At 73.5% G+C, this 15,421-nt stretch carries 11 protein-coding genes and 1 pseudogene; 5 read left to right on the forward strand and 7 right to left on the reverse strand.

Going from position 1 to position 15,421, the window contains the following annotated elements; genetic code table 11:
- Positions 1-30 precede the first annotated feature (30 nt).
- The 4 genes and pseudogenes from AB0I91_RS19780 to fxsA all read right to left on the reverse strand — a co-directional run bounded on the left by AB0I91_RS19780 (position 31) and on the right by fxsA (position 5,013).
- Entirely contained in the window at positions 31-993 is a 963-nt protein-coding gene (locus AB0I91_RS19780; protein WP_499638061.1) for a hypothetical protein, read from the reverse strand.
- Between the two features lie 19 nt (positions 994-1,012).
- Positions 1,013-4,399 carry an FxSxx-COOH system tetratricopeptide repeat protein gene (gene fxsT / locus AB0I91_RS19785; protein WP_499638136.1) on the reverse strand — a complete coding sequence of 1,129 codons (3,387 nt, stop codon included), beginning with the start codon at positions 4,397-4,399 and terminating at the stop codon, positions 1,013-1,015.
- Between the two features lie 213 nt (positions 4,400-4,612).
- Positions 4,613-4,747: pseudogene (locus AB0I91_RS19790) on the reverse strand (cellulose synthase operon protein YhjQ/BcsQ); the annotation flags it as partial.
- 98 nt (positions 4,748-4,845) lie between these two features.
- Positions 4,846-5,013 (reverse strand): FxSxx-COOH cyclophane-containing RiPP peptide, encoded by a 168-nt coding sequence (gene fxsA / locus AB0I91_RS19795; protein ID WP_498777039.1) that lies wholly within the window; start codon positions 5,011-5,013, stop codon positions 4,846-4,848.
- Between the two features lie 213 nt (positions 5,014-5,226).
- On the opposite strand from fxsA, the gene AB0I91_RS19800 reads away from it, so the two are divergent.
- The 5 genes from AB0I91_RS19800 to AB0I91_RS19820 all read left to right on the forward strand — a co-directional run bounded on the left by AB0I91_RS19800 (position 5,227) and on the right by AB0I91_RS19820 (position 12,598).
- Positions 5,227-6,357, forward strand: coding sequence for an FxsB family cyclophane-forming radical SAM/SPASM peptide maturase (locus AB0I91_RS19800; protein WP_499611077.1), 1,131 nt, complete (start codon positions 5,227-5,229; stop codon positions 6,355-6,357).
- Positions 6,354-7,499: an aKG-HExxH-type peptide beta-hydroxylase gene (locus tag AB0I91_RS19805; RefSeq protein WP_498777035.1), complete on the forward strand. Its 1,146-nt coding sequence runs from the start codon at positions 6,354-6,356 to the stop codon at positions 7,497-7,499. Before AB0I91_RS19800 ends, AB0I91_RS19805 begins: the two co-directional genes overlap by 4 nt.
- A gap of 148 nt (positions 7,500-7,647) precedes the next feature.
- Complete coding sequence (locus AB0I91_RS19810) at positions 7,648-11,088, forward strand: TM0106 family RecB-like putative nuclease (RefSeq protein ID WP_499638064.1); 3,441 nt, start codon at positions 7,648-7,650, stop codon at positions 11,086-11,088.
- A gap of 115 nt (positions 11,089-11,203) precedes the next feature.
- On the forward strand, positions 11,204-11,854 hold the full coding sequence (locus AB0I91_RS19815) for an LPXTG cell wall anchor domain-containing protein (RefSeq protein ID WP_499638066.1): 651 nt from the start codon (positions 11,204-11,206) through the stop codon (positions 11,852-11,854).
- 105 nt (positions 11,855-11,959) lie between these two features.
- A complete protein-coding gene (locus AB0I91_RS19820) occupies positions 11,960-12,598 on the forward strand; it encodes a hypothetical protein (RefSeq protein ID WP_499611071.1) in 639 nt (212 codons plus the stop codon).
- 51 nt (positions 12,599-12,649) lie between these two features.
- On the opposite strand, the gene AB0I91_RS19825 is transcribed toward AB0I91_RS19820, so the two are convergent.
- From AB0I91_RS19825 to AB0I91_RS19835, 3 genes are read right to left on the reverse strand one after another with little or no spacing between them, the layout of a single operon-like run.
- On the reverse strand, positions 12,650-13,639 hold the full coding sequence (locus tag AB0I91_RS19825) for a zinc-dependent alcohol dehydrogenase family protein (protein WP_498777027.1): 990 nt from the start codon (positions 13,637-13,639) through the stop codon (positions 12,650-12,652).
- The gene (locus AB0I91_RS19830) at positions 13,636-14,436 is read right to left on the reverse strand and encodes a carbohydrate ABC transporter permease (protein ID WP_499638069.1); all 801 of its coding nucleotides are present in this window, start codon (positions 14,434-14,436) and stop codon (positions 13,636-13,638) included. Before AB0I91_RS19830 ends, AB0I91_RS19825 begins: the two co-directional genes overlap by 4 nt.
- Positions 14,433-15,407, reverse strand: a complete 975-nt coding sequence (locus tag AB0I91_RS19835) for a carbohydrate ABC transporter permease (RefSeq protein ID WP_499638072.1) — start codon at positions 15,405-15,407, stop codon at positions 14,433-14,435. The genes AB0I91_RS19830 and AB0I91_RS19835 overlap by 4 nt, the downstream gene beginning before the upstream one ends.
- Between the last annotated feature and the right edge of the window lie 14 nt (positions 15,408-15,421).

Below are 15,421 nucleotides of genomic sequence, written 5' to 3' on the forward strand. Positions count from 1 at the left end.
ATTCCACGGTAGGCACGGGTGGATGAGCGTTCAAGGACCGATTGGAGTGAGTTCGGCGGCCAAAGCGGACATTCGATCATCCGCCGCCCGCACCCGTGACTGGTCGATCGTCACGCCGACCAGGTATTCCCCGGCGCGCAACCGGTAGTGGTAGATCGCGCCCATCTCGACGTCGAGCACGAGCCGCGCCATGAGCCCGCCCACGACGGGGCTCACCGCCCGGTTCAGCTTGGTCGTCAACGCGCCGAGCTCCTGCACGAACCCGTGGTAGAACCGGCGCCGCGCCTCCACCGTGACCTGCTTGAAGAACGGCGCCAGCGACGGGTCGCCCAGGCAGTCGACCATCGCCCGCACCTCGCCGCCGACGACGTGCGCGACCAGGTGCAGGTCCTCCGGCCGCACCGCCGCCAGGCACGCGGTCAGCGGCCCCTCCCCCGCCGTCACGTGCGGGCTCACGACTTCGCGCACCGGCAACGGCGCGACGTCCGCCGAGCTCTCCCAGCCACCGGGGTTGAGCGAGCCGAGGCTGAGCTGGGCGCGCAGCCGGGTGGCGAGCCCGGCCACCGCCCGGTCCGCCTCGTCGACGGCGGGGTGGCCGAACAGCGGCCCGGCGCCCGCGTGGTCCAGCACCAGGCCGACGACGTGCTCGGTCGGCACCACGGAGTCGCAGAACAGCGCGCCCTCCTCGGTGTGCAGCACGGTGCGGATCAGCCGGCCCGTGCGCACCTCCTGCAACGCCCGGTCCAGCGTGGCGACCTGGAACGTGAGGTGCCTGCCCAGCCGCTTGAGCTCCTCGCGGCGGGTGCCGCCGGGCAGCGCGTCCGGTGCGGGCGGCGGGTCGCCGAGGGCGTCGACGCCGAAGTCGAACACGCCGCTGCTGTAGTGCGCGAGGTAGTGCAGCGCGGGTGTCTCCGCGATCGCCGCCCGGCACGCCTGCCTGGCCAGGTCGAACTCCGGTCCGACGTGCTCGGCCTGCTCCTCGTGCAGCTCCACGCCGCTCCCTCCTGCGCGCTCAGGTGTGCGGGATGTCGACATCGCACTCCCGCCAGTCCTGGTCGGTCGGGTGTGCCGCGAGTCGCAGGTCGTGCGCCGCCGCGGCGGTGTGCGGGTGATCGTGCCCCAGGAACTCCAGGCAGTCGGTGTGCGCCTCGGCGATCAGTTCGGCGGCCCGGTCCGCGTTCCCGGCCGCGGCGTGCACCCGTGCCTCGTCGATCGCCGACGCCAACGTCCACGGGTGCGTGTCGCCGAGCCGCGCGCGCAACGTCCGCGTCGCGGCCTCCACCTGGCTCACCGCGCCGGCCGGGTCGCCCGCCGCGCGCAGCGCCAGCCCGAGGCCGAGCTTGCACAGCGCCACGAACGGGTGATCGTCGCGCAGCCCGACGTGCTGCTGGAAGCCGTTCAGCGCGGTGCGGGCGAGTTCGACGGCCAGCTCGGGGTCGACGCCGACGCGGCGGTGGTCGGCGGCGAAGCTCAACGCGCAGCCCAGCGTGTAGGGGTGGTGCGGGCCGAGGACCTCGCGGTAGTCCCGCAACGCCTTGCCGGTGCGTTCCTTGGCCTCCTTGGCCCGCCCGACCAGGCGCAACGCGATGGCGCGGTTCCACTGCACGCCGATCTGCACCTGGTTCAGCTCGTGCCGCAGCGCCTGCAACTGCTGCGACGCGTACAGCAGCGAGTCCAGCGCCTCCGGGTAACGCCCCAGTTCCCGTTGGTACAGGCCGATCTGGGCGAGGGTCGCCCAGGTCCGCGAGTCGCCCGTGCCGAACAGCCGCCGCCGCCTGCGGTAGTTGTCCTCCTCCAGCGCCAGCGCGCCCGCCGCGTCACCGGAGAGGAACATCGAGGACGCCAGGTTGTTCGCCGCGCGGCGGGTGTCCGGGTGGTCCTCGCCGAGCACCGAGCGCAGGCTCTCCCAGGTGGCCTGGTCCTCCGCCAGCGCCTCGGCGAACAGGCCGAGCCCGCGCAGGTCGCCGCCGCGGCCGCGGGCCGTGATCAGCGGGCGCGGGTGGGTGAGGTCGAGCGCGCGCCGCTGCTGGGCCAGGGCCAGGTCGTCCAGCCGCAGCGCCTCGGTCGGCTCGCCGAGCACGCGGTGCACGTTGGCCAGCTCGGTGGCCAGCCGGTTGCGCAGCGGGTCGGCCGGGCCGAACCGCAGGGTCCACGCGTCCAGCAGGGCGCGGCCCGGTCCCAGCGCGGCCCGGCGCACGCCCGCGCCGCCGTCGGTGAACAGGAACCGCACCTGGTTGACCAGCCAGCGGCGCACCTTCGGGTCGTCGCTGCCCAGCGCGCCGGACGGGATGACGTGCTTCTGCAGCTCGGCGAACCGGGCGTGCCGGGTCGGCGAGTTGTCCTCCACCTCGGTCGGCGCCACCGCGGCCAGCGCCCGCAGCACGTCGGCCCGCCGTTCCTCGCGCTCGGCCCTGGTCATCCGGTCGCGCAGCGCGCGCTGCACCACGCGGTGCAGGCGCAGCGAGTACTGGTCGCCCCAGTCGACGCGGAACAGCCCGTACCGCGCGCCGTACCAGAGCACCCGGTCGATCTCGGCGGCGTCCAGCTCCAGCGGCTCGGCGTCCACGCCGCCCGCCGCGATCACCCGGCCGAGGAACGCGGGCGAGCGCACCAGGCCCAGGTTCGCGCCCTCCGGCGAGAGGAACGCCGACAGCTCCGCGACCAGTACCGCCAACCGGCCGGTGCCGTTGCCCCGCAACGCGTCCACCGCGACGTCGACGACCCGCGCCACACCGTCCACTTCGGACCGGCCGAGGCGTTCGAACAGGGTGCGCGTGGCCCAGGTGGCGGCGTCGGAGTCCCGGGAGCCCGCGCCGACCTCGGTCCGCGCCGTCTCGCCGAGCCAGGACGACGCCAGGTCCAGCGCCAGCGGCAGGTGGTCGACGGCCTCCGCGACCCGGCCGGCGTCCTCCGCGGTCAGCCCCGGCACCCGGTCCAGCAGCAGGCGCACGCTGTCCTCGGCGCGCATCGGCACCAGCTCGACGGCCTGGCCGGCGCCCGGTCCGGACGTGATCAGCACGTGCCCGGTGGCGCCGCCGGGTAACAGGTCGGCGAGCACGTCCGGGTCGTCGGCGTTGTCGTAGACCAGCAGGAACCGCGCGTACGCCGGGTCGTCCGACAGCCGCTCCAGCGCGGACAGCGTGCCGTAGTCGGTCGAGCCCGGCTGGCGCAGCCGGACCGCCAGCTCGGCCAGGCCGCCGAGCACCGACTGCCGGTCGTGCGCGGACAGCCACCACACCGCCGCGTAGTCCGACGAGAACCGGTAGGCGTACTCCAGCGCCAGCTCGCTCTTGCCGACGCCGGGCACGCCGTTCACCGTCACCACGGCGCGACCGTCGCCGGCCGCCGCGAACTGGTCGCGCAACGCCTCCAGGTCCTCGTCCCGGCCGACGAAGCCGGGGTGGCGCGGCGGCAGCTCGAACACGGCCGGGTCGCTGCCCGGCACCCGCATGCCCGGCTCGTGCACCGTGCCCGGCCGGTCGATCAGGCCGAAGTGGCCCAGCAGCCGGGCGCTCAACGTCTCCGGGGTGTGGTCGTGCACGGCCAGCCCGCCGTCCGCGGGGCCGTCGTCGGACAACCGCAGACGCAGCACGGTCAGCGGCAGCGCGGGCAGCTCCACCGGGCCCAGGTGCGGCGACGACAGGATCAGCACGCCCGGCGGCACGTCGGCCTCGAACCACCCGCGCGCCTCGGACAGCCGGGCCACCTGCGCGCCCGCGCGTTCCAGCTGGCCGCGCACCCAGTCCGCCCAGGGCCGGTCGCGCGGCGCGTACACCAGGACCACGCGGTCCGGCGCGGTGGTCGACGTCAGCCCGAACACCCGCCGGTAGCGGGCGCGCAGCACCGGCGACACCGGGACCACCTCGGTGACCGCGCCGCCGGTGACCGCCGCGGCCAGCCTGCCGTACTGGGCCTCCAGCGCGCCGCCGCTGGTGGGCTCCTCCACCAGGATCGCCAGCAGCGGGTCGAACGCGTCGAACGGGCGGTAGGGGATCTCGATCGTGCCGCCGTCGGGCACCCGTTTCGCCTGCCCGGCCAGCAGTTCGGCGAACGCGGCGCGGATCGCGGACCGGATGCGCTGCGCCCGCGACAACTCGTCGGCGTCGTCGAACAACGTCGCCACCGGCACCACGTCGATCCGGATCGGCGCGCGCTTGCGCAGCCGCGCGGCCAGGTCCGCCGCGTCGGCGATGGCCCGGGGACGCGGGCGGAAGCACACCACCGCCAGCTCGCACAGCGTCGCGATCAGCGTCAGCGACTCGTCGCCCGCCCCGGTCGGCGCGTCGATCAGCACCTGGTCGTAGTCGGACTCCGCCAGTCGCGCGCGCAGCTCGGCGATCGCGCCCGCGTCACCGTGCCTGGTCTCGGCTTGCGGCCGGCCCGCCGCGTCGACCGGCATCGGCGACACCACGTCGATGTGGCCGGGGACCGTGACGTCGCCCGCCGGCGGCGCGAACCGCTCCACGACGGGCGCCGGGTCGTCCTCGCGCAGCGGGTCCGCCCGGTACGCGGCCAGCAGGCCGCGGCCCAACGCGTCCGGCAACCCCAGGCGGGCCACCAGGAACGGCTCCAGGTACTCGCGCACCCGCGGCACCTCGGAACCCCAGTCCACGACCAGGACCCGTTGCCCGGCCGCGGCCAGCGCCCACGCCAGGTTCGCCACCGCGCTCGTGCGGCCGGTCCCTCCGGTCGCCGACAGGAAGGCGGTGACCCCGGTGGGGCCCGGTGTGGTGCGCGGGGTGCTCATCTGCTGCTCCAGAGCGGCGGGGGGACTTGGGAATACCGGTTGCGCGGGCCGCGCGCCCGCGACTCAGCCGCGTTTCACCCGAACGGCAGCAGGCACGGTCACAAGGAGCTCTCGAAGGCCGCGAACCGGTCGGGCAGCTCGGCGTTCTCCGCGAGGATCCGGTGCAGCGCGGCGCGCAGCGCGGTGTCCGGCAGATCCGCCAACCGGGCCAGGTCCACGCCCGTGACGTCCAGGAGTTCGGACTCCAGGACGGGTTCGGAAGTCATGTCCGACCTACCCCCTCACCGCAATGCTGCGGGTTTCACCGCAGCCGCCTGATTGCCGGCGAACGCCGACGGCGCACTTCCCATCGTAGTGAACGACAACGGTCACCGTCGGGAATCCTCCGATTGGCGGAGGTAGCGGGCGGCGCGCTGTGTTTGATTGCTGGTGGGGTCTCCGGTTTGCTTGTGGCGCGGGGAATGTCGGGGGTGGTGGCGGTGAACTCGGGGAATGGGTTGCCGTTCCGCCAGTTCGTGCTCAAGGTGCACGGCCGGTGCAACCTGGCGTGCGACTACTGCTACGTCTACGAACTGGCCGACCAGCGGTGGCGTTCCCGGCCGCGGGCGATGTCGCCGGAGATCGTCGCGCACACCGCCGAACGGGTGGCCGAACACGTGCGCGGACACCGGTTGTCCGAAGTCGAAGTGGTGTTGCACGGCGGTGAGCCGCTGCTCGCCGGACGTGCCGCGATCGAGTCGATCGTCACCCGGTTCCGCTCGGTCGTGCCCGCGCCGGTGCGGTTCACCGTGCAGACGAACGCGACATTGCTGGACCGGGAATTCCTGGAGCTGTTCTCCGCGCGCGGTGTTCGGGTCGGGGTGAGCGTGGACGGCACGCCGGAAGCGCACGACCGGCACCGCGTTCGGCCGGACGGCGGCGGCAGTTGGGCGGCGGTGCGGGCGGCGTTGACGGCTTTGCGCTCGTTCCCGGAGGTGTACGGCGGTCTGCTGTGCGTGGTGGACGTCGGTGAAGACCCGGTGCGCGTCTACGAGTCGTTGCTGGAATTCTCGCCGCCCGCGGTGGATTTCCTGCTGCCGCACGGCAACTGGTCCGCGCCGCCGCCGGGACGGGTCGCGGACGACGACTCCACGCCGTACGCGGAGTGGCTGATCGCCGTGTTCGACGTCTGGTACGGCAGGCCGCGCACGCGCGTGCGGCTGTTCGAGGAACTGCTGGCGGTGTTGCTCGGCGGGCGGTCCGGGGTGGAGGGGATCGGGTTGAGCCCGTCGGCCCAGGTGGTGGTGGAGACCGACGGCACGATCGAGGCCTCCGACATCCTGGCGTCGTCCTCGCCGGCGGCCTCGGCGACCGGGCTGCACGTGGCGCGCGACCCGTTCGACGCGGCGCTGGACCTGCCGGACGTGCGCGCCGGTCGTGCCGGGTTGGCCGGGTTGTCGGAGCAGTGCCGGCGGTGCCCGGTGGTGTCGGCGTGCGGCGGCGGGTTGCGGGCGCACCGGTTCCTGGAGGGCGCCGGGTTCGACCGGCCGTCGGTGTACTGCCCGGACCTCGTGCGGCTGATCGGGCACGTGCGGTCGCGCGTGGCGGCGGACCTGGCGGCGCTGGCGTGACGGTCGGGCCCTTCCGGGTTTCCGCTTCGGACTTCGCCGCCCTCGCGCGGGGCGGTGGTGGTGCGGCGGTGCGCACGTTGCGGCTGGCGCGGCGCAGCCGGACGTTGCTGCTGATCAGGTCGATCGCGGCGGACCCGGCGGCGCGGGAGGCGTTCTCGTTGCTGCGCGAGGTGGCGCGGGTGGCGCCGGAGGCGGTGGACCGGGTGCTCGACCACCCGTCGGTCGGCGCCTGGGCGACGCGGACGGCGTTGGCGGTGCGTCGGGGCGACGAGGCCCGGCCGGCGGAGCTGGCGTTCACGGCGGCCGCGGCGGCGGTGCGCGCGGGGGTGGCGGTGGACCTGGAGTTCCCGCCGGTGGAGGTGTTCTCGCTGCCGTCGTTGGGCGTGGTGGTGGGGCCGGGGTTGGCCTACGAGCCGTTGCCGGAGATCCGCTTGGGCGCGCACACCCTCCAGGTGGACCTGTGGGCCGGTGGCGGCGTGCCCGACGAGCTGCCGGTGGCCGCGTCGGTCGACCTGCCGCGGTGGCGGGACGCGCTCGGCTCGGCGTGGGACCTGCTGACCCGGGACCACCCGGCGCTCGCCGCGGAGTTCGCCGAGGTGGTGTCGGTGCTGACGCCGATGCCGTCGTCGCCGACGGGCACGAGCAGCGCGACGCTGGCCGACGCGTTCGGGTGCGTGTTCCTGTCGCCGACGCCGGACGCGGAGACGTTGGCCGTGACGCTCGCGCACGAGGCGCAGCACAGCAAGCTGGTGGCGTTGATGGACCTGTTCGCGCTGGTCAAGCCCGGCAGCGAGGCCCGGTTCTACGCGCCGTGGCGGGAAGACCCGCGGCCGGCGGCCGGTCTGCTGCACGGCACGTACGCGCACCTGGGCGTGGCGGGCTTCTGGCGCTCCCGCCCCGGCATGGCCGCGCGGGTCGAGTACGCGCGCTGGCGTTCCGCGGCCCTGATCACCGCCGAGACCCTGCTGGCCGGCGACGAGCTGACCCCGACCGGCACCCGGTTCGTCACCGAGCTGGCCACCGTCCTGCGCGCCTGGTGCGCCGAACCCCTCCCCCCGGCCGCCGAGGCCGTGGCCGCCGCCGAAGCCGCCGCCCACCAAGCCCGCTGGCGAGCCACCAACGGCCCCCTCCCCCGGACCTGACCCCCGAACGCAGGACCCACCGGCCTTCGACACCCGGCACCTGAACGCGCAGGACGCAGGACGTGGGCCAGGTGGCGGAGGCCGCAGTCCGGCGACTCGCCGTGCGCGGTCCGCCGGGTTCGCCGGTCCGGCCGCGATACTGCCCGCCATGCTCACCGCCGACGGCCACCTGGTGCACTCCCCGGCGGACCTGGTGGACCTGTTGGAGTGCGACCACCGCGCCCGGCTCTCGCTCGCCCTGGCCACCGGCCTGCCCGGCGCGCCCGTCCCGGACGCCCAGCCCGACACCCTCGCCACCCGGCACGGCCACGCGCACGAGCAGGCCGTGCTCGCGAGGTTCCGCGCCGAGCACGACGTGGTCGAGATCGGCCAACCCGCGCCCACGCACGCCGCCCTCACCGAAGCGGCCGAGGCGACCGCGCGGGCGATGGCGGACCGCGCGCCGGTGATCTACCAGGCCGTCTTCTACGCCGACGGCTTCCACGGCCGCGCCGACTTCCTCGTCGCCACCGACCGGGGCTACGAGCCGCACGACGCCAAGCTCGCCCGGCACGCCACCCCGGCCGCCGTCGTCCAGCTCACCGCCTACGCCAACGCCCTGCGCGACCACGCCGGCCCCGCCATGCACCTCCTGCTCGGCGACGGCACCACCAAGACGTTCCAGGTCGCCGACTTCCTCCCGCTGGTCCGCGACCTCCAGACCCGCCTGAAAGCACGCCTCGCCGCACCACCTGCCCTGCCCGAACGCCTCTGGGACGACGAACGCCCGGCGTGCGCCACCTGCCGCTTCGGCAGGCACTGCGCCACCGGCCGGGAACGCGACCGCGACCTCTCCCTGGTCGCCGGCATCCGCACCGACCAGCGCCGCAAGCTCGTCGCCGCCGGCCTCGGCACGATCGACGCCCTCGCCAACGCCACCCGCGCCGACCGCCCCGCGACGATGTCCGCCGCCACGTTCACCGGCCTGCGCGCCCAGGCCGCGCTCCAGGTCATCCAGGACGACTCCCGCACCGACGACGACCCGATCGGCAAGGTCGCCTACGAGGTCGTCGGGCCGGAAGCCCTGGCCACGCTGCCCGTGCCCAGCCGCGGCGACCTGTTCTTCGACATGGAGGGCGACCCGTTCGCCCTCGACGGCGAGGGCCTGGAGTATCTGTTCGGCGTGGTCGACGCGGACGAGCGCTTCACGCCGTTCTGGGCGCACACCCGCCCGCAGGAGAAGGCGGCGTTCGAGCGGTTCGTCGACCACGCCACCCGGACGCTGCAAGATCACCCGGACGCGCACGTCTACCACTACGCGCCGTACGAGGTGAACGCGCTCAAGAAGCTCGCCGCCCTGCACGGCACGCGTGAGGAGGCCGTCGACCACCTGCTGCGCTCCGGCGCGCTGGTCGACCTCTACGCCGTCGTGCGCAAGGCCCTGCGCGTGTCCCAGCGGTCGTACTCGATCAAGTACCTCGAGCCGCTCTACATGCCGGGTGCACGCGCGGGCGACGTCACCACGGCCGTCTCCAGCATCGAGGCCTACGAGGAGTTCCTGGCCCTGCGCGACGTCGACCCGGCCCGCGCCGAGGACGTGCTCACCGGCATCGCCGACTACAACACCTACGACTGCGTCTCCACGCTGCGGCTCTACCGGTTCCTGCTGGAGGTGCGCGCGGAGGCGGGCATCGAGCCGCACGAGGCCGAGCCGTCGTTCACCGAGGAGATCGAGGACGAGCTCGCCGCCCAGCGCCGGGCCGAGCGCGCCGAACGCCTCGCCGCCGTCGTCGACCCGCTGCTGGAGGGCCTGCCGGACAACCCGGCCGAGGCGACCGACGACGAACGGGCGCGCGCGCTGCTCGCCGCCGCCGTCGGCTACCACCGGCGCGAGACGAACCCGGCCTGGTGGGACTTCTTCCGCCAGATGGCTGCGCCGCTGTCCGAGCTGGAGTCCGACAGCGCGTGCGCGGTGCCGGTGTCGGTGCGGGCGCAGGACTGGGCGATGCCGTCCGGCCGGGTCCGCAAGGCCAAGCGCGAGGTGCGGGTGTGGTGCGACCCGGACCGGCCGCACCCCTTCGCGAAGGGCGACCAGGTCCGCCTGCTCTACCCCGGCAAGCCCGCGAACGTGACCCGTGACGCCGTGGTGCTCGCCGAGTCCGCCGAGGACATGGTGGTGCTGGAGAGCGTCGCGCCCGACGACGTGCACGGTGAGCAGCCCCTCGCGGTCCTGCCCGGCAGCCCGGTGCAGCCGAAGCCGAAGGACGAGGCGGTCTACGAGCTGGCGCGCACGGTGGTGGACGGGCTGCCGGCGCTCCCGCCGCACCCCGGCGTCGACCTGGTCCGCCGCACGCCGCCGCGCCTGAAGACCGGCGCGCTGCCCCGCAGCGACGACCTGATCGCCGACGTGATCGCGGCCGTCGACGCGTTGGACGGCTCCACGCTCGCCGTGCAGGGCCCGCCCGGCGCGGGCAAGACGTACCTGGCGGGACGGCTGATCGCGCACCTGATCCGCGGCGGTCGCAGCGTCGGCGTGACGTCCACCAGCCACAAAGCCGTGGAGAACGTGCTGAGCGCGGCCTTGGCGGCGGGCCGGGAGCTGGGCGTGCCGATCCCCACGGCCAAGCGCGCGAAGGGCGCGCCCGCGAAGGACTGCTCGTGGGAGCAGCCGCGCGACAACCCGGCGTTGGTGCGGTGGCGCGCCGACCAGGGCGGCGGACACCTGGTCGGCGGCACGGCGTGGACGTTCGCCAACGCGGCGCTGCGCGAGCAGCCGTTCGACGTGCTGATCGTGGACGAGGCCGGGCAGTTCGCGCTGGCCGACGCGCTGGCCGTGTCGACGTGCGCGCGCAACCTCGTGCTGCTGGGCGATCCGCAGCAGCTGCCGCAGGTCGTGCAGGGCACGCACCCGGCGGGCGCGGAGGCGTCGGCGCTGGGGCACCTGATCGGCGACGCCGACGTGATCCCGCCGGAGCTCGGCTACTTCCTGGACCAGACGCGGCGCATGCACCCGGCCGTGTGCGCGCCGGTGTCCAACCTGTCCTACGCCGGGCTGCTGCACGCGCACCCCAGTGCCGCCGCGCGCGGGATCGACGGCGTGCCGTCGGGCGTGTACGTGCACTCGGTGCCCCACTCCCACAACACCACGTCGTCCACCGAGGAGGCGGACGCGGTGGTCGGCGTGGTGCGGTCGCTGATGGGTCGCATGTGGACGGACGGGCCGGACGCGCGGGCGCTGGACGACTCCGACGTCCTGGTGGTGGCGCCGTACAACCTCCAGGTGCGACTGGTGCGGCGCGAGCTGGAGAAGCACGGCTACGAGCACGTGCGGGTCGGCACCGTGGACCGGTTCCAGGGCCAGGAAGCGCCCGTGGTGATCACCACCATGACCTCGTCGGCCGCCGTCGACCTGCCGCGCGGGCTGGACTTCCTGTTGTCCCGCAACCGGTTGAACGTCGCGCTGTCGCGGGCGCAGGCCGTGGCGGTCGTGGTGTGCTCGCCGAGGTTGGTCGAGGCCGACATCCGCGGCGTCGACCAGCTCCGCCTCGTCTCGGGGATGATCGGCCTGATGGCCGACGCCGCCCCGTGGGAGGTCGAGCGGCACCGCTGAAGCCGTGCGGCGGCGTCACCCGGATCCATCAGGCTCCGGGGTGAACGCTCGGGCCGTGGCGTCCGTATAGGGGTGTGCGTTCCCCGCCGCGCCACCGCCGTCCACAGGAGCCACCATGCAGTTCGCACGGGCCGTCCGGGCACCACTCTGCGTCGCGGCGGCCGTCGCGTCCGCCGGCCTGCTGGCCACCGCACCCGCCTCCGCGCACACCCCGTCGCTCAAGTCCGGGTGCGTCGACGGCAACGCCGTGCTCACCGTCGGTCTCACCCGGTACGACGGCCGCCGGTCCAATGCGGTCACCGTCGAGGATAACGGGCGGTCCCTCGAGGACGGCCGGTTCCGCGAGTCGTTCCGGAGGTCCTACAGCGAGCCAGGAACCGTCGAGCACGTCTTCACCGTGACCGTGCGGGCGTGGGATGACCCGAGGGGGGAACGTGGCTGGTCGTTCACGAAGCGATTGACCGTGCCCCCGTGCGTGACGCCGACGACGACCACCACGACCATGGTCCCCGTCACCACCACCACGACCACGACCGTCACGACTACGACTCCCGTCGAAACGACCACCACCACGACGACCACGACCACGCCGCTGACGTTCGATTGGCCCACCACGCAACGGAAAGCGCTGGTGGTGCCCGCCGCCGACGACCGCGGCCTGCCGGACACCGGCGCGGACGTCACCGTCCCCCTTGTACTCGGCGTGCTGCTGCTCAGCGGCGGGACCGCGGTCCTCTTCGTCCTCCGGCGACGGCTCCGGCGCTAGGTCACGGATTCACGGAAAGTAGTTACCGAACCCCGGATCGTGTTGTTATAAACCCCCCGATAGGGTGGCGCGGTTCTCCTCAGCCCTTCCCTCAGGAGCCCTCACATGCAGTTCGCCAGAGTCGGCGCCCTCGTCGGCGCCGCAGTCGCCGCCCTCGCCGCGACCGTCTTCGCCGCCGTTCCCGCCTCCGCGCACACCCCCAAGCTCGAGGCGAAGTGCCAGGACGGCACGACGACCCTCAGCGTGAAGCTCACGGCGTACGCCGAGAGCACCTCGCAGAAGTCCAACCGCATCAAGGTCACCGTTGGTGACGAAGAGCTGGAGAACAAGGACTTCGGCCGCAGCTTCGAGGGCTCCTACTCCGTCAGCGGCGACGTCAAGCGCGTGTTCGTGGTCGAGGTGACCGCGCACGACGGCAACCAGTACTCCTTCACGGAGAAGAAGACCGTCGAGGCGTGCGTCGTCCCGACGACCACCACCACGTCGCCGACCACCACGACGCTCCCGCCGACGACGACGACCGAGCCGAGCACCACCACCGTGCCGCCGACCACGACGGAGTCCCCGTCCTCGGCGCCCACCACCACGACCACGACCCCCGAGGTCGTGCCGGTGGCCGACACGGGTGACGGCCTGGCCAACACCGGCGCGAGCATCGCGATCCCGCTGGTGATCGGCGTCGTGCTGCTCGGCGGCGGCGCGGCCCTGCTGATCGTGCTGCGCAAGCGCGCGGCGAACAACTAGCGCCCACCGCCTCGGCCCCGGTCACGTGCGCGTGACCGGGGCCGAGCCGCGTCACGGCAGCACTTGGATCTTGCGACCCCGCCCGGCCTGGAACCGCGCCAGCGCCGGGGCGTAGTCCGCCAGCGGCAGGCGGTCGCTGATGAACACCTCCGGGTCGAGCACCCCGGTGGCGAACAGGTCCGCCGCCCGTTCGAACGAGTGCAGCACCGCCATCGAGCCGGTGATCGTGATCTCCTGGTTGTAGATGCGGTACGGGTCGATGGTCACCCGCGCCGCGTAGTCGGAGACGCCGAACTGCAGGAACGTGCCGCCCTTCGCGACCCGGCCGAGCCCGTCCTGGATGGCCTTCTCGTTGCCGGTGGCGTCGATGACCACGTCCCACCCCTGTGGCCGGTCCAGCTCGTCGGGCGACGTCGCGGTGGCCGTGACGCCGAGCAGCTCGGCCGTGGCCAGGCGGTCCGGGTTGAGGTCCACCACCTCGATGGACGACGCGCCGGTGAGCTTGCCGAGCTGGAGCATCATCAGGCCCATCGTGCCCGAGCCGTAGATCAGCACCCGGCTGGCCAGCTGCGACCGCAGCACGTCGTAACCGCGCACGGCGCACGACAGCGGCTCGATCAGCGCGGCGTCCTCGGTGCGCACGTGGTCGGGCAGCTTCACGCAGTTCGCGACGGGCGCCAGCGCGTACTCGGCCGCGCCGCCGCCGGTCGTGACGCCGATCGCGGCCCACCGCTCGCACAGGTTGCTCCGCCCGGACCGGCACATCCGGCACTCGTGGCAGTACAGCGAGGGGTCCACCGCGACCCGGTCGCCGACCGCGAGCTCCGCCACCTCCGACCCGACCTCGACGACCACGCCCGCGAACTCGTGGCCCGGCACGACCGGCAGCGTCGGCGCGAACTCGCCCTGCAGGATGTGCAGGTCGGTGCCGCACAGCCCGCACGCCGCGACGTCCACGACGACCTGGCGCGGGCCGGGCCTCGGGTCCGGCACCTCGGCGACCTCCACCGCGCCGACCCCGGTGATCACGGCTGCTTTCACTTCATGGCTCCCAGAGAAAGGCCCTGGACCAGCTTGTCCTGGGCGGCGAACCCGGCGACGAGCACCGGCAGCGACACCACCACGGCGGCGGCGCACACCTTGGCCAGGAACAAGCCCTGGCTGGTGACGAACCCGGTGAGGTAGACCGGCGCGGTGCCCGCGACCACACCGGTCAGCACGCGGGCGAACAGCAGCTCGTTCCAGCTGAAGATGAAGCAGATCAACGAGGTCGCGGCGATGCCGGGCATGGCGACCGGCGCGACGACCCGGCGCAGCGTGGTGACCAGGCCCGCGCCGTCCAGCGCGGCGGCCTCCAGGATCTCGCCCGGCACCTCGGCCAGGAACGACCGCATCAGCCACACCGCGATCGGCAGGTTCATCGAGGTGTAGAGCACGACCAGGAACGAGATGTTGTCGAGCATCCCGGTGTACTGGGCGACCAGGTAGATCGGCAGCAGCCCGGCCACGACCGGCAGCATCTTGGTGGACAGGAAGAAGAACAGCACGTCCGACCACTTGTCGACCTTCTTGATCGAGAGCGCGTACGCCGCCGGGACCGCCAGCAGCAGCACGAGCAGGGTCGAGCCGACCGACGCGCTCAGCGAGTTGATCAGGGGCGGCCACGGTTCCGAGTCGAAGAACTCGGCGTAGCCGTCGAACGTGAGGGGCGCGGTCAGCGACGGCGGGTTGGTCGCCGCGTCCTGCTCGCTGTGCAGGGAGGTGAGGACCATCCACGCCACCGGCGCGAAGAACAGCAGGCCCGCGGCCCACGCGGCCAAGCCGAGCAACCTGCTCATGCCCGTGCCTCCGTCCGGTTCGCGACTCGGCCGCCGTCCTCGCGCAGCAACGACGACACCACCCGCAACGCGAACGTGGCGATGACGATCGAGCCGACGACCACGACCACGCCCGCGGCGGACGCCTGGCCGTAGTCGTGCGCCTGGTAGAAGGTCTGGTAGATCGTGTACGGCAGGTTGGCCGTGCCGAGGCCGCCGGAGGTGATGGTGAAGACGGCGTCGAAGTTCTGCACGATGTAGATCGAGCCGAGCAGCGCGCCCAGCTCCAGGTACTGCCGCAGGTGCGGCAGCGTGAGGTAGCGGAACACCTGCCACGCCGAGGCGCCGTCGATGCGCGCGGCCTCGACCGCGTCCTGCGGGCGGCTCTGCAGGCCCGCCAGCAGGATCAGCATCATGAACGGCGTCCACTGCCACACCAGCGCCGCCTCGACCGCGGTCAGCGGCATGCCGCTGATCCACTCCGGCTGCGGCGCATCGGCGCCGGACAGCCACGTCAGCACGCCGTTGAGCAGGCCGTACTCGGGGTTGTAGAGCGCGTGCTTCCACAGCAGCGCGGCGGCGACCGGCACCACCAGGAACGGCGCGATGAGCATCGTGCGCACCAGGCCGCGCCCGGCGAACCTCCGGTCCAGCAGCAGGGCCAGCCCCAGCCCGAGGACCAGGCTGACCAGCACCACGGTCGCGGTGAGCAGGGCCGTGACGCCGATGGCGCTGCGCAGGTCGGGGTCGGTGAACACGGCGGTGTAGTTGTCGAGGCCCGCGAACCCGCGGTTGGTGGGGTCGAGCGAGTTCCACCGCATCAGCGAGATCACCAGCGTGGCGACGAACGGCAGCTGCGTGACCACGATCGTGAAGATCAGGGCGGGCAGGAGCGGGGCGCGCCGTGCCCAGCGCGCCGCCGCGGCCAACTGCCCCGTCCGCGCCGGAGGCTTGGGCCCGGTGCGCGCGGGGGCTTCCCGGACGGCGGTCACCGGGTCCTCCCGAT

The organism is Actinosynnema sp. NPDC049800 (assembly GCF_040656635.1).
GTDB lineage: Bacteria > Actinomycetota > Actinomycetes > Mycobacteriales > Pseudonocardiaceae > Actinosynnema.

Excerpts from the sequence above, each read along its gene's own strand:
- AB0I91_RS19810 (WP_499638064.1), top strand. The coding sequence starts at position 7,648 with ATGCTCACCGCCGACGGCCACCTGGTGCACTCCCCGGCGGACCTGGTG.
- AB0I91_RS19820 (WP_499611071.1), top strand. The coding sequence starts at position 11,960 with ATGCAGTTCGCCAGAGTCGGCGCCCTCGTCGGCGCCGCAGTCGCCGCC.
- AB0I91_RS19815 (WP_499638066.1), top strand. The coding sequence starts at position 11,204 with ATGCAGTTCGCACGGGCCGTCCGGGCACCACTCTGCGTCGCGGCGGCC.
- AB0I91_RS19830 (WP_499638069.1), bottom strand. The coding sequence starts at position 14,436 with ATGAGCAGGTTGCTCGGCTTGGCCGCGTGGGCCGCGGGCCTGCTGTTC.
- fxsT (WP_499638136.1), bottom strand. The coding sequence starts at position 4,399 with ATGCCGGTCGACGCGGCGGGCCGGCCGCAAGCCGAGACCAGGCACGGT.
- fxsA (WP_498777039.1), bottom strand. The coding sequence starts at position 5,013 with ATGACTTCCGAACCCGTCCTGGAGTCCGAACTCCTGGACGTCACGGGC.